Raw genomic sequence first — 17,092 nt, forward strand, 5'->3', positions numbered from 1 at the left:
GTTCTGGCGGTTATTTATGCAGCGGCTACGGCAGCGCTACGCGTGGCCGGCAACTCAAGTTCGAATGTCTTCAGGCCGGCGGCGATCAAATCGGGCGAAATATCCAGGGCCCAGGCGGCCGCTACAGCCGCCAAGATGGGCGAAGTAAGGTTGTCGCCAGCGCTGCCCGCCTTGTCGTGCTGCTGCGTCAGGCGGTCTATGCTGGTGAGCAGTACTTCAGCCGTGCCCGTGGCCAACACCACTTGGCCCTTGGCATTGACCAAGACCGCGCGCCCCTGGGCTGCGCGGTGCGCCACCACAGCGGGCGCCTCAAGGTTGCGTGCATAGAAGATGACCTGGCCATCACACAAAGGCGCCAGTTCGGCGACCTCGGCGATGTCACCATTCAGCACACCCACACCTTCGGCGAGCACCACATCGATCTGGGTACGCATCACCTTCTTGAGTTGTTCCCGCTCGGTGATGTCAAACTCGGCCAGGGTTTCACAACCATCAAAATCGGTGACTACACCGACCATGCAGCGGTCGTAAGCCAAGCCGTCGCGCAAGATGCCCTCGGCACCGGTTTCGATCACGGCGGCCTGCATCGAGCGGTTGATCAGCAACCGGTGCGCCGGCTCCCAGCTTGCACTGGGCGCCGCATCGACGCGGCGGCTGTCGAGGAACAGGCCGTCACGGCAAGCCAGGCCCACACGTTTGCCACTCAAGTGGATCAACCAGGCGGCCAGACGCGCGGTGATTTCGGTGCCTTGGGTACCGGCCACGCCGACCAGCGGAATCCGTCCGGTTTCTTCTTCGGCAAACAAATGGTCGATGATGGCTTTGCCCACGGGGCGCGGGGAACCCACGGCGGGCTTCAGGTGCATCAGCAAACCGGGGCCTGCGTTGACTTCCACAATCGCCCCGCCCTGCGCTTGCAGTGGCTTGCCGATGTCTTCACACACCATGTCGATACCGGCAATGTCCAGCCCCACCACACGCGCGGCCAGCACGGCGATGTAGGCCACTTCGGGATGGACCTGATCGGTGCAGTCCACGCCCAGGTTGCCGTTGCGCTGGATGATGACCACGCGGCCAGACGCTGGCACCGAATCACCCTTGAGGTTTTGCCTTTGCAGTTCGAGTTGCAGCTTGGGGTCGGTGTCGAGCACGATCACGTCCAGCGGGAACTCTTCTTCAGCGCCACGGCGTGGGTCGGAGTTGAGCTGGCTGTCGATGAGCTGCGCCACCGTTTGTGTGCCGTCGCCGGTCACGGTAATCATTTCGCCGCGCGCCGCCGCCACCACCTGGCCACCCACCACGAGTACGCGGTGTTCGTGGCCACGGATGAAGCGCTCCACCATCACCTCGCTGCCTTCGGGCTCGGCCACGTGGAAGGCCGCCTCGACATCTTCTCTGCGGCTGAGTTCCAGCGACACACCACGGCCATGGTTGCCGTCAGAAGGTTTCACCACCACGGGCAGGCCTATGTCTTGCGCGGCCTCCCAGGCGGCTTCGGGTGAATCGACCGGCTGGCCTTCCGGCACGGGCACGCCGCAGGATTGCAGCAGCGACTTGGTGAGGTCTTTGTCGCGCGCAATGCCTTCGGCAATGGCGCTGGTGAATTCGGTCTCGGCCGTCCAGATGCGGCGCTGCTGCGCGCCATGGCCAATCTGTACCAGGTTGCCGCCGTTCAGGCGGATGTGCGGGATACCGCGGTCGGTGGCCGCGGCCACGATACAAGCGGTGCTGGGGCCGAGGTAGCAGTCGTCGACCTGCTCGCGCACGCGGGTCACGGACTCAGACACATCAAACGGCTGGTTGCGGATGGCGGCGGTGAGCAGGCGGTGGCCTTCGGCCAAGGCCGCGCGTGCCACCTGTTCGTCGCGTGCGCGGAACACCATGCGGTACACACCGTGTTGGGAGGTGCTGCGCGTTTGCCCAAAACCCGTGGGCATGCCGGCCAGGTTCAGCAATTCGATGACCACATGCTCCAGCACGTGGCCGGCCCAGGTGCCTTCACGCAGGCGCTGCAAAAAGCCGCCACGTTCACCCACACCGCAATGGTGCTCCTCCAGCGCCGGCAGCAAGCTCAACAGCCTATCGGCCAAGCCCGGAATGAGGTTGGACGGAAAGTCCTCCAAGTCCCCCAGGTCCAGCCAGACTTCCAGGGTGGGACGGTAGGTCCAGATGTTGGGGCCGCGCAGGTAGTTGATGCGCAAGAGTTGAATGTCGTCCTTGGGGCTCATAGGTCTTGGTCGAATTTCGGGAGGCTGACTAAATGCCGGTAGATATTGTCTATTGTGCGCTCGGGATTCGGGGGGCGATGCAGCAAGATGTTGTCTCCGCGTCAACGCCACAACTTTCGGCGGTCAACTAAGCGGCCGCATCAACCGTTCGGGCAGAATCCACAGTCCCCGCGCACCGACCGCAGCCAGAAAAGTCATCGCGGAGCTTCAAAAAAATATGCAGCATCAACATTCAGTAGACCTCTCCAGTGGCAGTCCAAGTTCCGTGCAGCAAGCGCTGCAAGGACATCTAGCCGCAGACGAGAACGTTCTCGCCAGCCTCGCGGTTGACCTGGACCCGCAACTTCGCTTTCAGCATGGCTGGCTGGTGCTGACCGACCGGCGCCTGCTGGCCCGGCAGAACAATGACACCTGGCAAGCCTGGCCTCTGTCGCCCGAGCTGCAGTTGCTGCACACCGACTACGCGGGTGTGGGCACGCTGGCATTACATGACACACAAAAGCAATTGGCCAAGTGGCGCTACACCTTGAGTGTGGACCCTCAGGCGCTGCGCCTGCTCAAGCAGTTCGAGTTGCGCATCACCACCCTGGGCCAGGCGCCGGCCGCAACCGAAGAACTCACGGTATGCCCAACTTGCCACGCACCGCTGCCACCCGAAAGTGAAGACTGCAGCGTATGCGGCACCGACGTGCATACACCACCGTCCACCTGGGTGCTGCTGCGCCTGTGGCGCTTTGCCCACCCCTACCGCCAACAGCTGATCGCCGGTTTTGTGTTGACACTGCTGTCCACCGCTGCCGCGATGGTGCCGCCCTACCTCACCATCCCGCTGATGGATGACATCCTCATCCCATTCCAGAACGGGCAAAGCATAGAACCGCGGCTGGTGATGCTGTACCTGGGCGGCCTGCTGCTGGCGGCGATCGCCGGCTGGGGACTGAACTGGGCACGCACCTATATGTTGTCGCTGGCGTCCGAGCGCATTGGTGCCGACCTGCGCACCGCCACGTTTGAGCATCTGCTGACGTTGTCGCTCGACTACTTCGGTGCCAAACGCACGGGCGACCTGATGGCGCGCATTGGTTCCGAGACCGACCGCATCAGCGTCTTTCTGTCCTTGCATGCACTTGATTTCGCCACCGACGTGCTGATGATCACCATGACGGCGATCATCCTGTTCTCCATCAACCCCTGGCTGGCCCTGGTCACCTTGTTGCCCCTGCCCTTTATTGCCTGGATGATCCACACCGTGCGTGACCGGCTGCGCACCGGTTTCGAGAAAATCGACCGCGTGTGGTCACAGGTGACCAATGTGCTGGCCGACACCATTCCCGGCATTCGCGTGGTCAAGGCGTTTGCGCAGGAGCGCCGCGAAACCCAACGTTTTCGCGATGCCAACCGGCACAACCTGGAAGTCAACGACCGGCTGAACAAGATCTGGTCGCTGTTCACTCCTACCGTCTCGCTGCTGACCGAAATCGGCCTCCTGGTGGTCTGGGCGTTTGGCATCTGGCTGGTGTCCAGACAACAGATCACGGTGGGTGTGCTCACGGCTTTCATCGCCTATATCGGGCGCTTCTACACCCGGCTGGATTCGATGAGCCGCATCGTCTCGGTCACGCAGAAAGCCGCGGCCGGAGCCAAACGCATTTTTGACATTCTGGACCACGTCTCCAACGTGCCGGATCCGGTCAACCCGGTGCCGCTGGGTGGCGGCAACACCCCCGGCAGCCTGCGCGGCCAGATCGACATGAAGAGCATAGGTTTCCGTTACGGCAACCGCTCGGTCATTCGCGACCTGAACCTGAGCATACGCCCTGGTGAAATGATTGGCCTGGTCGGCCACAGCGGCTCGGGCAAAAGCACGCTGGTCAACCTGATTTGCCGCTTTTACGACGTAACCGATGGCTCCATTCAGGTGGACGGCACCGACATCCGGCGCATCGCCGTTGCCGACTACCGGCGCAACATCGGTCTGGTGCTGCAGGAGCCGTTTTTGTTCTTTGGCACGATTGCGGAAAACATCGCCTACGGCAAACCCGAGGCCACACGCCAGGAAATTGTCGCCGCCGCACGCGCCGCACACGCGCATGAATTCATCTTGCGGCTGCCACAGGGCTACGACTCCTTGGTGGGTGAACGTGGACAAGGTTTGTCGGGCGGCGAGCGCCAGCGCATCTCCATCGCCCGCGCCCTGCTGATAGACCCGCGCATCCTGATCCTGGACGAAGCCACCTCTTCGGTCGACACCGAGACCGAAAAAGAGATACAGAAGGCACTCGACAACCTGGTGCAAGGCCGTACCACAATTGCCATTGCACACCGCTTGTCGACCTTGCGCAAAGCCGACCGGCTGGTGGTGATGGACCGTGGCCACGTGGTGGAAGTCGGGCCGCACGATGAACTCATGGCCCAACAAGGCGCCTACTGGCGGCTGTACGAGGCCCAGGCCCGGCGCGTGGACGGCGACATCGACAGCGACGCGGCCTCGCCCCTGCCCGCGCCCAGCCACGCGGCCCACCCGGCCGGCACGCCTTGAGCGGCCGCCATGAACGCCCAGAAAAACGCCACCAGAGACACACATGTCGCAGATTGACTTTCAACTAGAGCGCGATGCCTTTGGCCGCCTGGTCTTCATTTCCGACCAAGGCCACCGGCATGAAGGCATTGTTCCCGTGCGTGCCTTTCCGATTGCCGCCCCCAACGAAGGCATTTCGCTGGTGGGCGAAGACGGGCACGAACTGGCCTGGATTGCGCACCTGGCCGACATTCCGGCGGCGCAGCGTGTGCTGCTGGAGCAAGAGTTTGCGGAACGCGAGTTTGTGCCGGAAATCCGGCGCGTGAAGAAGGTATCCACCTTTTCCACACCCAGCATCTGGCTGGTGGAGACCGACAGAGGTGAGACCGAATTTGTGCTGAAGTCCGAAGAAGACATCCGTCGTCTAGGCCAAGGGGCGCTGCTGATCACCGGCGGCCAGGGTGTTCATTTCAGCATCCGGAATATGCCAGCCCTGGACCGCACGTCACGCCGCTTGCTGGAACGTTTCCTGTAATTAAAACCAGCTTGTTGCCGGGCCGATCTTGAAACTTCGGGCTCCGGCCCGAAAATTTTCAATAAATTTTCAAAACAGGCCTAAATTCCTCTGTAAATTTGCCGTTACAAACAGTACGAAGCCTCGGAATTGGTCTGGGGATATCAGTAAGTCTGGAACGTCATATGCAAGTCACCCCGATAGATCGAGCAAGCAGCTGGTCGCCTAACGGTGCCGACTTGCCGTCGGCCAGCACCGATACGGCCACGCCGCCACGTGCCTCGCCCACCGAAACCAAAGCCTTGCAAGAGGTGGCGCCCACACCCGTGGAGCCTTCGGTGAAGATAGAAATCTCATCCGCGTTTGACGAAATCGTCAAACAGGAGAAGGCCGCGCAATTGGCCCTCACGGCCAAGCCTGGGGTCGACTACACAATTGCTGCCGCGAATGGAAAACCGTCGGCCGATCCGGCGCCAGCCACGAACAATGTGGTGGGCAGCGTGGGCGCGGTGAACAACACCAAAGCCACCCAACAGCCGGAAACCGCCACCGAATCGGCGCGCCTGGTCGATACCGGCAAGCTGCCTGGTCCGGAGCAGCCCTCCAGCGCCACCGACCAGCCTAACAAGGACTGGACCACCAAGGTCAAGGCCGAAGAAGAAAAACCGCCAGAGCCGCCAAAAGAGCCTATCTCCAAAAAGCTGCTGGAGTTCCTGCAATCGTTGTGGCGTGCCGCAGGCCAGGCGATTGACGTGGTGGACGGCGAAACCAATAAAACGCTGAACCCGAACAAACTCTCCGAAGGCCCGTTGACCTACAACGACCCATCGGCGAAAAAGGTCAACGACGTCAGCTCTAGCTCCAGCACCTAAGCCAATCCTCCACCCGCATCTGGTGATGTAGCCATGCGGGCTTTTTCGTTCAGATGGCACCGCGCAAGCAGTGCCATTTTTTTTGCGCTTTTGTGCAAGCTCAGCTCGGCTGCAGTGCAAACCTGGCGTCTTGGCCCGCCACCGCAGGATGGAGTTCCCAACGGCTGGCATGGTAGTCGGCGACACCCGGGCGATGGGCAATCGAGACCAGGGCGCCACCCGATTGCAGGGCCTGGGCCCGCAGGCGTTCATAAATCTGCCGTTCGGCGGGCTCGTCGAGGGCACTGGTGGCTTCGTCGGCAAAAATCCACTGCGGCTTTTTCAACAACACCCGCGCCACGGCCAAGCGCTGCGCCTCGCCACCCGACAACTTTTGCCCCCAGGCGTTGCTTTCGTCCAGCCAGTCGACCAGTTGCGGCAGCAGCGCAGCGTGAAGCGCCTGGCGCAAATCGGCATCACTGAAGTCGGCAGCGGGGTGCGGGTAGGCCAAAGCGTCGCGCAGGCTGCCATCGGGAAAATATGGCCGCTGCGGCATAAACATGCTGTTGGCCGGCAGGTCCACCCGCCCTTTGGCAAACGGCCAGATACCCGCCAGCGCACGGAACAAGGTGGATTTGCCGCTGCCCGATGGGCCCTTGAACAAAATGCTGTCGCCCGGCTTGGCCACCAGGGCCAGATTGCTCAGCAGCGGTGTGCCGTTGGGCAGGCTGACCTGCAAACCTTGGGTGTGGAGTTCGTTGGCAGGCGCCGCGGCACCACCCATACGGGCTCCTGATTTTGCAGCAGCTTCCGCAGCCTGGAAGCGCTCTTGTGCCTGAATGCTCTCTTCAAAACTGGTCAAACGATTAACCGTGGCGCGCCAGCTCGCCAGGCTGCTGTAGTTGTCGACAAACCAGCTCAGCGAGTCTTGCACTTTGCCGAAGGCCGATGAAATTTGTACCAGTTCACCGAGTTGTATGGCACCGCTGAAGAAGCGTGGCGCGGCCACCAGAAACGGGAAGATGATGGCCGCCTGGCCAAAAAAGCTGCTGAACCAGATCAGCCGTTTTTGCGCCTTGATCAGCAGCAGGTAGTTGCGCAACACGCTGGCAAACCGACCGTCCAGTTGCTGGCGCTCCACCGCTTCGCCCTTGTCCAGCGCAATGGCTTCGCTGTATTCACGCACCCGCACCATGTGATGCCGGAAGTCGGCCTCGACACGTTGCTGTTGAAAGTTCAGCGCAATTTGCGGGCGGCCAATGTAGTGGGTGATGACGCTGCCCGCCAGGCAATACAACACCGCCAGCCAGACCATAAAGCCCGGCACGTCATATTCGCGACCGCCGTAATGGAAGGCAAACATGCCCGACAGGCCCCACAAAATCCCGACGAAGCTCACCAGCGTGATCAGCGCGTTCAGCAGCCCCATGCTCAGGCCTATGGTGTCGCTGGTGAACTGGTTCAAGTCTTCCTGGATACGCTGGTCCGGGTTGTCCGGCACCACGCTCACACCGTCGGCATGCGGCGTAAAACGTGCCAACTCCAGCCGGTAAAAGGCGCCATGTGCCAGCCAGCGCTGCAGATAGGTTTTGGTCATCCATGCGCGCCAGCGCATCGACAGCAGCTGGGTCAGGTAAAACTTGTAGACCGCCAGAATGATGGAGCCGAAGGCCAGGTAGCTGAAGCGGCCCAGTTGCTCCCAGAACACAGGCTGGTCCTTGTTCTGCAGCGCGTCGTAGAACACGCGGTTCCAGTCATTGAACAGCACCGCCAAGTACACACCGCCCAGGTTGAGCGCCACGATGGCGGCCAACAGCAGCCTGGCGCGCCATTTGTCCTCGGATCTGAAATACGGCGCGGAGAGCGCCCAGACTTTGGCCAACTGTTCTTTGCCCGAGGCAATACGGGAAGCCATGCGCGAGGTGATGGACATGTGGGCTTTGGTTTTGTAACGAATGCCCGCATCGTAGCCCGGCCGCAGCCCTGCGGCTTGCCTGCAGCGTGCTGTTTAAGACTGGCCTAAGAACACGTCGACGATCCAACAAGCCCGCCTCAGGACGCGGGCGAGCGCGCGTCCACATACACCCAGGCGCGCACACCCGAGGCCAGCAGCACACTGTCGCGGCGGTAGTCGGCCACCTCATAGGCATCGGCATGCATCAGCTCGGCGTGGGTGATGGCAAACACCGTGCCGTCCACCCGATCGGCCGGGTTGCCGGTAGAGGCGACCATGGGGTGATGGCTTTTGCCACTGGTGGCCAACACCGCGGGATCGGTGATCTGCAGCATCGTTTGGCCGTAGCCCACCAGTTGGTCCGCCGCGCCTTCGAGCTTGCGGCCGAAGGTTTGGCGCTGCACCGCTTCCAGTTGCAGCGTGCCATACGAGAACAAACGCTCCGAGGTATCGGCTCGGGATGAGTCCATGGTCTTCACTCCATAAAAAAACGCGAACGAAGTCAAATTCGTCCGCGTTAAAAATCATGAACCAAACTGGCCTTTAACGCAATTTGTGCTTGCGTGGCCAGCTATTGTTTTCGGAGTATTCAGCTTGAGAACAAGTTCTTAGAGCATGAATTCTTTAGCCTGGCCCTTGGCTTAGATCCGCACCACGGCAGGTGTTGCGCGCCCTGGGCTGCGCGCGCCCACCAAGGCCATGGCCAAGCGGCCTAGAGCACCCGCCGCCAGACCCAGCGCCACACCCAGGTCGCGCATAGGTTGCGCCACGCTGCCTTGAGCGGACGCAGCCACCAGGCCAGGGCTTCGGTCCGAGCTCCGTGCGGCGGCCCATTCCGGTGTCCAGCTGAAATACGCAGCGGCTTGGCTTGCACCGTTCAGGGCCCAAGGTTCCACCACGGCCTTTTGGCCCGCAGGCAGCTTGATCTGTTCACCCGCGTACAAAATGTGGTCGCCCAAACCGTTGCCAGCCCCCACAGCGGCACGGGGATCGTTGAAGGTGATCCACACCGCGCCGTGCGCCACTCGAAACACGCCTGCTTGTTGCGGCTGCAACGTGGTGGCACGGCCCGCGTCCAGTTTCCAGCAGCCTGCCAGCGCCGTGACGGGCAGGGATTGTTGCGATTCGAGTTGGGTTTGCGCCTCCATGATGGGCTCCAGAAAGTGTGTTTACGGGAATGAATGATCGTCGCCCACCCCCCTTTGGTCCAATGAAATCGAGGCCCGGCATTGATTCCATAAATGCAATAATTGGCCACTTTCTGTCATACGCCCACCTGCCCATAAAACCACGTCCATGGCCACCAGCACCGCCCATTTGCGTACCCGTCCAATTGCCGTAGGCCATCTGCGCACCTTTCTCGCCGTGGCGCGGCATCTCAACTTCCGGGCAGCGGCAGAAGAGCTGTCGCTGACCCAATCAGCGGTGAGCCGGCAAATCCAGGCGCTGGAAGACGAAGTCGGCGTGGCGCTGCTGCTGCGCCACACACGTGCGGTCGATCTCACCAGTGCGGGCGCGCAATTGATGCGCACCGCGCAATCGTCGCTGGAGCAGCTCGACAGCACGGTGCGCCTGATTCGGCGCACCGCCGGGCGCAAAAGCGTGGCCGTCACCACCTGGGCGTCGTTTGCCTCGATGTGGCTGATCTCGCGGCTGGAGGCGTTCCAGACCGAGTACCCGGACATAGACATCCGCATCGACGCCACCGACACCATGGTCGACCTGGAAACCGCCGATGTGGACCTGGCCCTGCGCTACGCCAAGCCCAATGTGGCGCCACGCGGCGCCATCCGCCTTTTTGGCGAGCAATTGACCGTGGTGGCCAGCCCCTGGCTACTGAAAACCGGCAAAAGCCTGACACGCGCCGAAGACCTGGCCAACTTTGCCCTGATCGAGGCCGGTGATGCCCACCGCGCCGTGCACCTGGAATGGCTCAGTTGGCACCGCTGGTTTGAAACCCAGGGTTTGGGCAAGCTGGAACCCAAACGCTGGATGTACTTCAACTACGCTCAACAGATCGCCCAGGCGGCGCTCACTGGGCAAGGCGTGGCCTTGGCCCGCATGCCGCTGGTGGCCGACAGCCTGGCCAACGGCGACTTGATCGAAGTGCTGCCGCACCTGCGCATGGACTCGCCCATGGCCTACTGGCTGGTGGTGGGCGAGCGCAATGCCAACCGCCCGGAAATCAAGGCGTTTTGCCAGTGGCTGCAGGTACAGGCGGCGGCCACCCGGGCGGCAGTTGGCGAAGTGCCTGACCCGGATACGGTGGACAACCTCGACTGACTGGATTCAAGGCGACTACGGCACCACCGGCGCCAACTGCGGCGCTACTTCCGGGTCGCGCAAACGCAGCAGCGCACGCACAAAACCGTGGTCGGAACGGGTGCCATCGCGGCCCTCGTGCAGGTGGTCGTTGAAGTAGTCGACACGCCGCACGTCACCCAGCTGGCGGCGGCTGCCGCGAATGAACTCTTCACTCACCAGCACCTGGTCCAGAACCTCGGGTGTGCCCTGGTAGATGTGGGAATACGCCACGTCCTTCTTCAGTGCCGACTCACCCTGTTCTTCATAAGCGTTGTACAGCGCCACGTCACGCGCCGCGCGGTCGTACAGCGCTTCCGATGTGGCCGCCACCAACTGTGTGGTCACGCTGTGTGGTGCGTCGTTGAAGTCGCCCATCACCACCAGCGGCACCTGGCTGCCTTGGAGCAGGTCAATCACGATGCAGCGCAAGGCCGTGGCCTCGGCGCCACGCATGATCAACGAGCGCAGGGCGGCGTGTGCGGCCACCTTGGGGTCGTCGCGGTCCTCCAGCGACTTGCCCTGGGCATCGAGCAAAAACTTCGGCCGCTTGGACTTGAGATGCGCGGTCAGCACGTTCACCGTCTGACCGTGTTTCATGCGCAAAGTGGCCAGCAGCGGCGGACGCTCGAAACGTGTATGTACACCGATCTGCGGCACGTCCACCTGGATATGCGCAGCAAACGCTTCAAACGACTGCAGCGCTTCGACCTCCAGCCGCGTGATGATGCCCACACGTGGTGTGCCTTGGGCGCCTATGGCCGGGGGCGTGTCTTCTGCGCCGGGCACGGCCACGGTGTCATAACGCAGACCACTGGCGGCAATGGCGTCACGCAGGGCGGACTCATCCCACACCTCTTGCACGGCCAGCACATCGGCATTCAGGCTGCGAAAACGCTCACCCAGCCAAGCGATCTTGCGCTCGTATTCGCGGTCGCTGTAGCTGTCGTGGTTGGGGTAATACATCCGGCCCGCACGGGCCAGATTCAAGACGTTGCAGGTGGCAACGAACAGGGTCGAATAATTGGAGGGTGTGCTTTGCATCATCAGCGCCCGCAAACAAAAATCACAAAGGGCACCCAGTTCACACCGGCCAGACCACTCCGTTGTCGTTCAAGATGGCGTCCAGCGGCATGTCGTGGGCAGCGGGCTCAAAGTCTTCCAGATAACCCTGTGTGTAACCCAGTCCCACGGTAAAAGGCCTGGGTTGCAACGCGGCCAAGGTGCGGTCGTAAAAGCCACCACCGTAACCCAGCCTGTAGCCGCCCGCGGCATAACCCACACAAGGCACAAACAACAAGGTGGGTACCACCACTTCGGTGTCTTTGGGTTTGGGAATGCCATAAGCATCTTCTTCCATCGGGCAGCCGGGGTACCAGGCATGGAAGGTCAGGGTCTTGGTGGTTTTGTCGACCACCGGCAGGCCTATACGCTTGAGCTTGGGGCCTTCGAGCAACTCGCCATCCTCTTTCCAGCGATGTAATGCGGGCAAGGGGTCGAATTCGCCCTTGATCGGCCAATAGGCGCCAATGACTTCGTCGGTGCGCCCAACCAGCCAGATACGCATCACCCGTTGTAACAAATCAGCGCGTTGTAGGCGGTCCGGCAGGTCCAAGCGTTGCGCTACCAGCGCCTCACGCAAAGCCTTGCGGTCTTGTGCCTTGTGGTCTTCAGAGTTGTCCATAATCCCCAACATGCAAGTTCAAGCCATTCTGACATCAATTGCGCTGGCCCTAGGCTTGGCGCAAGCCCTCCCCGCCCAGGCTCAGGTCCAGACCGGACAAGCCGGCGACCAGACCATTCTCGACATGGCCCAAGCCTACAAGGGCCGCGACAGCAAACGCCTCACCGCCCTGCTGCCCGGCACCCAAGGCCACCCACTCGAGCCCTGGGCAGCGTATTGGGAAGCACGGCTGAGACTGGACAGTTTCACCACCGCCGACATGCAGGCTTTTACGCGGCGCTACCCCAACACCTACCAGGAAGACCGCTTGCGCAACGATTGGCTGCTGCTGCTCGGCCAACGCCGCGACTGGGTGAGCTTCGCCGACGAATACACGCGCTACCGTATGCGCGACGACCGCGAGCTGCGTTGTTATGCCGCGCTGATAGAAGAGATCAGCCGCGGCCCGAATGCCATAGGCCCCAGTATGGTGGACGAAATACGCAACACCTGGTTTGCCCAGCGCGACGCCGAGGACGGCTGCACCGAAGCCGCCAGCCAGTTGCTGCTCGATCGCAAATTAAAGGCCGACGATTTCTGGCGCAAAGCGCGCCTGGCCACCGAGGCCAATCGGCCACGCTCGGCGGCCAAGGTGGTGGCCGTGGTGTCGCCCGAATCCCTGCCCCTGCTCAACGAACTCAACGACAAACCCACCAAGTTCCTGCTCGGCAAAACACTGGCCATCTCCAACACCCGGCGCGAGATTATTGTGCTGGGCCTGACCAAGCTGGCCGTGGGTGACCCGGACAACGCCGCCGTGCTGATGGAATCCAAGTGGAACATCCAACTCAACGCCGAAGAGCGCAACTGGGTCTGGGGCGTGATTGGCCGCCAGGCCGCGCAAAAGCTGCAGCCCAACGCCAGCGAATACTACGCCCGCGTCACCAAAGACAGCGACCTGACCGACGAACAACTGGTCTGGAAAGTGCGCGCTGCGCTGCGCACCGGCCAGTGGAAACAGGTGACCAGCGCCATTGCCGGCATGAGTGCCGAGACCCAGAAAGACCCGGCCTGGGTGTATTGGAAAGCGCGTGCGCTGCAAGCCCAGGCCAAGTCTGATCTCGACCGCGTGGAGCCCCAACAGTTGTTCCAAAGCATTGCCAGTGTGCGCGGCTTCTACGAACAACTGGCGCTGGAAGAAATCGGCCAGAAGATCACCGTGCCACCACGCCCACAGCCGCCCACGGAAGAAGAGAAGGCCGCGGCCCGCGCCAACCCCAGCTTTCAGCGTGCGCTCTACGCGATTCAGCTCGGCCTGCGCAGCGAAGGTGTGCGCGAGTGGAACTACGCCACCAACCTGCACGACCGTGGCGGCCTGAGCGACCGCGAGTTGCTGGCGGCGGCCGACCTGGCCTGCCAAAACCAGCTCTGGGACCGCTGCATCAACACCAGCGACCGCACCAAGTCGTTCATCGATTTCGAGCAGCGTTTTCCCACGCCGCACCGTCAGGCCGTGGTCAAGCGCACCGATGAAATCGGCCTGGACCCGGCCTACGTCTACGGGCTGATCCGCCAGGAGTCGCGTTTCATCATGGACGCACGCTCCGGCGTGGGCGCCTCTGGCCTGATGCAGGTCATGCCCGCCACCGCGCGCTGGACCGCGAAGAAGATAGGCCTGTCCGACTTCAGCGTCTCGCAACTCAATGAACGCGACACCAACATCGCCATAGGCACCGGTTATCTGAAGCTGGTGCTGGATGACTTCGACGGTTCCATGGCGCTGGCCGCGGCGGCCTACAACGCAGGCCCCGGACGGCCGCGCAACTGGCGCAACGGCCCGGTGCTGGAAGCCGCCATCTGGGCCGAAAACGTGCCCTTCACCGAGACGCGCAACTACGTCAAGCTGGTGCTCTCCAACACCACCAACTACGCCGCCTTGCTGACCGGCCAGCCACAGTCGCTGAAGCAGCGCCTGGGCATGGTGGGGCCACGCGACACACGCCAACCCGAGCCCTACAAAGACCTGCCATAAATAGCAGTCAGCTCCCATTTAAGGAGCAAGCCAGGCAACCCCAAAGCGCCTGAACGTCAGGTTCTGCGCTTTTGGCTTTTATGGAACACCCTCTTCCGGTTTGCCGGCAAGCGGCGCAAAATGATTCCATGCACCGCATCCTCATTCTGGGCGGCAGCGGTTTTGTCGGCCGCCACTTGTGCGCCAAACTGGCCCTGCTGCCATGGCAGGTCACCGTGCCCACGCGTCGCATTGAAAGCCATAAGGCGCTTGCGATGCAACCGCGGCTGAATCTGCTGCAAGCCGACATCCACGACAAGGCCACACTCGCACGACTGCTGCAAGGCCAGGACGCCGTGGTCAATCTGGTAGCGCAATTACACGGCAGTGAAGCATCTTTTGCCAAAGTGCATGTGGAACTACCGCGTCGCCTGCTGCAAGCCTGCGCCGCCGCAGGTGTGCGGCGCGTGTTGCACGTCAGCGCCCTGAGCGTGCCCAACCAGCAGCCCGACATGGCGCCTTCGCGCTACCTGCGCAGCAAAGCGCATGGTGAATCTCTGCTGCACGCGGCGGCACAGTTTGGCGCCATTGACCTGACCGTGCTGCGCCCCAGCGTCATCTTCGGCGCCGACGACAAGTTCCTCAACCTGTTCGCCCGGCTGCAACACGCTTACCCCGCCGCCCTGCCCCTGGCCGGCGGCAAAGCGGTGTTTGAACCCGTGTGGGTGGAAGACGTGGCCCAGGCCCTGGTGAACGCACTGCAGCAAGCGCAAAGCATGGGCGAGATCTACGAAGCCTGTGGCCCGGAGCGCTACACCTTGACCGAACTGGTGCAACTGGCTGGCCGGCTCAGCGGTGTGCGCGGCGGCCGCGGCCATCCGGTGATCAACATGCCGCCCGTGCTGGCACGGCTGCAGGCCTTGCTGGCCGAATGGGCGCCCGGTCCCACGCTGCTCAGCCGCGACAACCTGGATTCGATGCTGCTACCCAGTGTGGCCAGCGGTGTGTTCCCCGGCCTGCAAGCGCTGGGCATTAACCCCAGTGCGCTCAGCGCCATCGCCCCCACCTACCTGCGCCCGGTGGACCCCGCCACGGCCATTCGCAGCCGCCCGCACAAACATCGCTTCTAGGACTTTTTCTCCCGACACCGAAGGCACACGGGTGGAAACCCGCGTGGGCGCACCACTATCATCGGCGGCTGCACAACCGCTTCGCGCCATGAACCTCAGGCAGCTCAAATACTTCGTCAAGATCGTTGAAACCGGCAACATGACCCGCGCCGCGGCCGACCTATTGGTGGCGCAGCCCGCATTGGGCAAGCAGGTGCGCCAGTTGGAAGAGAGCGTCGGCGTGCCGCTGCTGCTGCGCCATTCGCGTGGCGTAGAGGCCACCCCCGCCGGGCAACTGCTCTACGCCCGCGCGCAAGCCATTCTGCAACTGGTGGAAGACACACGCCGCGATGTCGCCGCACTCGATCCGCACGCCGCCGCCACCATGATCCGCCTGGGCATGACGCCCAGCCTGATGCTGGCCCTGGGCCCCGAGATCGCAGTGCAAACCCGCGAACAACTGCCCCAGGTTTTCTTGAGCGTGGCCGAGGAAATGAGCCATGTGTTGGTCGAGCTGCTGGCGCGCGATGCGCTCGATCTGGCGCTGGCCTACGAAGCGCCCGATGTGCCCCAGCTCACCCGCATACCACTGCAGCAGGAAGACCTGGTGCTGGTCACCCTGCCCGGGCCGCTGGCCGGCCAACCGATCACGCTTTCTGAGGCATTGGAAGAGCGCCTGGTGCTGGCCGAACGCCGCGACGTGGTGCGTGAACTGGTAGAGCGCGCGGTGCACGAAAACGGCCTGGAGATGACGCTGGCCTACGAGGTGCGCTCCATCGCCGCGTTCAAAAGCCTGATCCTGCGCGGCGAGGCCACCAGCATCATGCCCTACGCCTCGGTGATCCAGGAAGAGCAGCAAGGCCTGCTGCAGGTGCGTCCCATCGTCGAACCCACTCTGCGCCGCACGCTCTACCTCGTCGCGCCGCAACGGCGCGCCGCGCTGCGCCACGAAGACCAGTTGGTGGCCATCATCCGCAAAGCGCTGGCCGCATTTGCCGCGCAACTCGGGGCCCAGGTGCACCCGCTGCACGTGCCCCACTGATCCCTTTCGGCCGCCTGCGCAAAGAAAAGCTTTGCGCAGCCCTCGCCTAAAAAGTATTGGACGCAGGCCCCCCTGCAAAGCTCCAATAGCGCTTGCCGAAACTGCTATCCCGCGCGGCACTTTTTCAAGAGACAACGGTCCCGATGCCGCAAGATTTATTACCCGAAGCGCTGACGCGCGACCTGGCCCTGGCCAACCGCATCCTCTACGACCAGGGCGTGGTCGACGCCATGGGCCACGCCAGTGTGCGCCATCCCGAACATCCCGAACTGTTTTTGCTGTCGGCCAACCGTGCGCCGGGCCTGGTACGGCGTCGCGACATCTACTGCTACCGGCAGGATGGTTCACCGGTCGACACAGAGGGTCCACGCCCTTATCTGGAACGCTTCATCCACGCCGAAATCTACCGCTCGCGCCCGGATGTGCAGGCGGTGGTGCATTCCCACTCGCCCAACGTGATTCCGTTCGCCTGCACACACACGGCCTTGCGCCCGCTGTTCCATATGTCGGGTTTCCTGGGCAGTGGCTCGGCCCATTTCGACATCCGCGACGAAGCCGGTGACACCGACATGCTGATACGCAATAGCACGCTGGGCCGCTCACTGGCCAGCGCGCTCGGTGCGCAGAGCTGTGTGCTGATGCGCGGTCATGGTTCCACGGTCGTTGGCGATTCATTGCCGCAAGCCATTTACCGCGCGATCTACACCGAGATCAACGCCCGGCTGCAACTCGCGGCCAGCGGATTGGGCGAGGCCCAGTTCCTGAACCAGACCGAAGCACGCCTGGCTTCAGAAGCCAACGACACCCAGATCCCACGCTCATGGGCGCTGTGGGTACAGCGCCTGGGCGCCACCGACGTTGACGAATAAAGAATTCATTAAAACCACCAGGAGACTATGCA

The 17,092-nt window shown here is 62.4% G+C and carries 14 protein-coding genes; 8 read left to right on the top strand and 6 right to left on the bottom strand.

The window, feature by feature from the left end; genetic code table 11:
- Nucleotides 1-14: 14 nt before the first annotated feature.
- Nucleotides 15-2,228 (bottom strand): cyanophycin synthetase, encoded by a 2,214-nt coding sequence (gene cphA, locus ACFQ95_RS06065; RefSeq protein ID WP_422829939.1) that lies wholly within the window; start codon nt 2,226-2,228, stop codon nt 15-17.
- 217 nt (nt 2,229-2,445) lie between these two features.
- Here cphA and ACFQ95_RS06070 point away from each other — a divergent pair, with 217 nt between their 5' ends.
- The 3 genes from ACFQ95_RS06070 to ACFQ95_RS06080 all read left to right on the top strand — a co-directional run bounded on the left by ACFQ95_RS06070 (nt 2,446) and on the right by ACFQ95_RS06080 (nt 6,132).
- On the top strand, nt 2,446-4,767 hold the full coding sequence (locus tag ACFQ95_RS06070; RefSeq protein ID WP_422829940.1) for an ABC transporter ATP-binding protein: 2,322 nt from the start codon (nt 2,446-2,448) through the stop codon (nt 4,765-4,767).
- 43 nt (nt 4,768-4,810) lie between these two features.
- The gene (locus tag ACFQ95_RS06075) at nt 4,811-5,281 is read left to right on the top strand and encodes a DUF1854 domain-containing protein (protein WP_422829941.1); all 471 of its coding nucleotides are present in this window, start codon (nt 4,811-4,813) and stop codon (nt 5,279-5,281) included.
- A gap of 164 nt (nt 5,282-5,445) precedes the next feature.
- Complete coding sequence (locus tag ACFQ95_RS06080) at nt 5,446-6,132, top strand: hypothetical protein (protein WP_422829942.1); 687 nt, start codon at nt 5,446-5,448, stop codon at nt 6,130-6,132.
- 100 nt (nt 6,133-6,232) lie between these two features.
- Here the strand turns inward: ACFQ95_RS06080 and ACFQ95_RS06085 are convergent, their stop codons facing one another.
- From ACFQ95_RS06085 to ACFQ95_RS06095, 3 genes are all read right to left on the bottom strand, one after another.
- A complete protein-coding gene (locus ACFQ95_RS06085) occupies nt 6,233-8,044 on the bottom strand; it encodes an ABC transporter ATP-binding protein/permease (RefSeq protein WP_422829943.1) in 1,812 nt (603 codons plus the stop codon).
- A gap of 119 nt (nt 8,045-8,163) precedes the next feature.
- Nucleotides 8,164-8,535, bottom strand: coding sequence for a gamma-glutamylcyclotransferase family protein (locus ACFQ95_RS06090; protein ID WP_422829944.1), 372 nt, complete (start codon nt 8,533-8,535; stop codon nt 8,164-8,166).
- A gap of 171 nt (nt 8,536-8,706) precedes the next feature.
- Complete coding sequence (locus ACFQ95_RS06095) at nt 8,707-9,213, bottom strand: DUF2917 domain-containing protein (RefSeq protein WP_422829945.1); 507 nt, start codon at nt 9,211-9,213, stop codon at nt 8,707-8,709.
- Between the two features lie 148 nt (nt 9,214-9,361).
- Here ACFQ95_RS06095 and ACFQ95_RS06100 point away from each other — a divergent pair, with 148 nt between their 5' ends.
- A complete protein-coding gene (locus ACFQ95_RS06100; protein WP_422829946.1) occupies nt 9,362-10,348 on the top strand; it encodes a LysR substrate-binding domain-containing protein in 987 nt (328 codons plus the stop codon).
- 15 nt (nt 10,349-10,363) lie between these two features.
- Here ACFQ95_RS06100 and ACFQ95_RS06105 read toward each other — a convergent pair whose 3' ends face one another.
- Together ACFQ95_RS06105 and ACFQ95_RS06110 are read right to left on the bottom strand one after the other, a co-directional pair.
- Complete coding sequence (locus tag ACFQ95_RS06105; RefSeq protein WP_422829947.1) at nt 10,364-11,410, bottom strand: endonuclease/exonuclease/phosphatase family protein; 1,047 nt, start codon at nt 11,408-11,410, stop codon at nt 10,364-10,366.
- Between the two features lie 40 nt (nt 11,411-11,450).
- Entirely contained in the window at nt 11,451-12,050 is a 600-nt protein-coding gene (locus ACFQ95_RS06110; protein WP_422829948.1) for a 5-formyltetrahydrofolate cyclo-ligase, read from the bottom strand.
- 10 nt (nt 12,051-12,060) lie between these two features.
- On the opposite strand from ACFQ95_RS06110, the gene ACFQ95_RS06115 reads away from it, so the two are divergent.
- The 4 genes from ACFQ95_RS06115 to ACFQ95_RS06130 all read left to right on the top strand — a co-directional run bounded on the left by ACFQ95_RS06115 (nt 12,061) and on the right by ACFQ95_RS06130 (nt 17,060).
- Nucleotides 12,061-14,061, top strand: coding sequence for a transglycosylase SLT domain-containing protein (locus tag ACFQ95_RS06115; RefSeq protein ID WP_422829949.1), 2,001 nt, complete (start codon nt 12,061-12,063; stop codon nt 14,059-14,061).
- Between the two features lie 128 nt (nt 14,062-14,189).
- Complete coding sequence (locus ACFQ95_RS06120; protein ID WP_422829950.1) at nt 14,190-15,170, top strand: complex I NDUFA9 subunit family protein; 981 nt, start codon at nt 14,190-14,192, stop codon at nt 15,168-15,170.
- Between the two features lie 88 nt (nt 15,171-15,258).
- Nucleotides 15,259-16,191 carry a LysR family transcriptional regulator gene (locus ACFQ95_RS06125; protein WP_422829951.1) on the top strand — a complete coding sequence of 311 codons (933 nt, stop codon included), beginning with the start codon at nt 15,259-15,261 and terminating at the stop codon, nt 16,189-16,191.
- A gap of 143 nt (nt 16,192-16,334) precedes the next feature.
- Nucleotides 16,335-17,060, top strand: a complete 726-nt coding sequence (locus tag ACFQ95_RS06130) for a class II aldolase/adducin family protein (protein WP_422829952.1) — start codon at nt 16,335-16,337, stop codon at nt 17,058-17,060.
- Nucleotides 17,061-17,092 lie beyond the last annotated feature (32 nt).

The sequence above is a fragment of the Variovorax sp. HJSM1_2 genome (genome assembly GCF_049316285.1).
Classification (GTDB): domain Bacteria; phylum Pseudomonadota; class Gammaproteobacteria; order Burkholderiales; family Burkholderiaceae_C; genus Rhodoferax_B.

Coding starts and splice junctions, on each gene's coding strand:
- ACFQ95_RS06095 (WP_422829945.1), bottom strand. CDS start 9,213: ATGGAGGCGCAAACCCAACTCGAATCGCAACAATCCCTGCCCGTCACG.
- ACFQ95_RS06070 (WP_422829940.1), top strand. CDS start 2,446: ATGCAGCATCAACATTCAGTAGACCTCTCCAGTGGCAGTCCAAGTTCC.
- cphA (WP_422829939.1), bottom strand. CDS start 2,228: ATGAGCCCCAAGGACGACATTCAACTCTTGCGCATCAACTACCTGCGC.
- ACFQ95_RS06115 (WP_422829949.1), top strand. CDS start 12,061: ATGCAAGTTCAAGCCATTCTGACATCAATTGCGCTGGCCCTAGGCTTG.
- ACFQ95_RS06075 (WP_422829941.1), top strand. CDS start 4,811: ATGTCGCAGATTGACTTTCAACTAGAGCGCGATGCCTTTGGCCGCCTG.
- ACFQ95_RS06130 (WP_422829952.1), top strand. CDS start 16,335: ATGCCGCAAGATTTATTACCCGAAGCGCTGACGCGCGACCTGGCCCTG.
- ACFQ95_RS06105 (WP_422829947.1), bottom strand. CDS start 11,410: ATGCAAAGCACACCCTCCAATTATTCGACCCTGTTCGTTGCCACCTGC.
- ACFQ95_RS06125 (WP_422829951.1), top strand. CDS start 15,259: ATGAACCTCAGGCAGCTCAAATACTTCGTCAAGATCGTTGAAACCGGC.
- ACFQ95_RS06080 (WP_422829942.1), top strand. CDS start 5,446: ATGCAAGTCACCCCGATAGATCGAGCAAGCAGCTGGTCGCCTAACGGT.
- ACFQ95_RS06090 (WP_422829944.1), bottom strand. CDS start 8,535: ATGGACTCATCCCGAGCCGATACCTCGGAGCGTTTGTTCTCGTATGGC.
- ACFQ95_RS06110 (WP_422829948.1), bottom strand. CDS start 12,050: ATGGACAACTCTGAAGACCACAAGGCACAAGACCGCAAGGCTTTGCGT.
- ACFQ95_RS06085 (WP_422829943.1), bottom strand. CDS start 8,044: ATGTCCATCACCTCGCGCATGGCTTCCCGTATTGCCTCGGGCAAAGAA.
- ACFQ95_RS06120 (WP_422829950.1), top strand. CDS start 14,190: ATGCACCGCATCCTCATTCTGGGCGGCAGCGGTTTTGTCGGCCGCCAC.
- ACFQ95_RS06100 (WP_422829946.1), top strand. CDS start 9,362: ATGGCCACCAGCACCGCCCATTTGCGTACCCGTCCAATTGCCGTAGGC.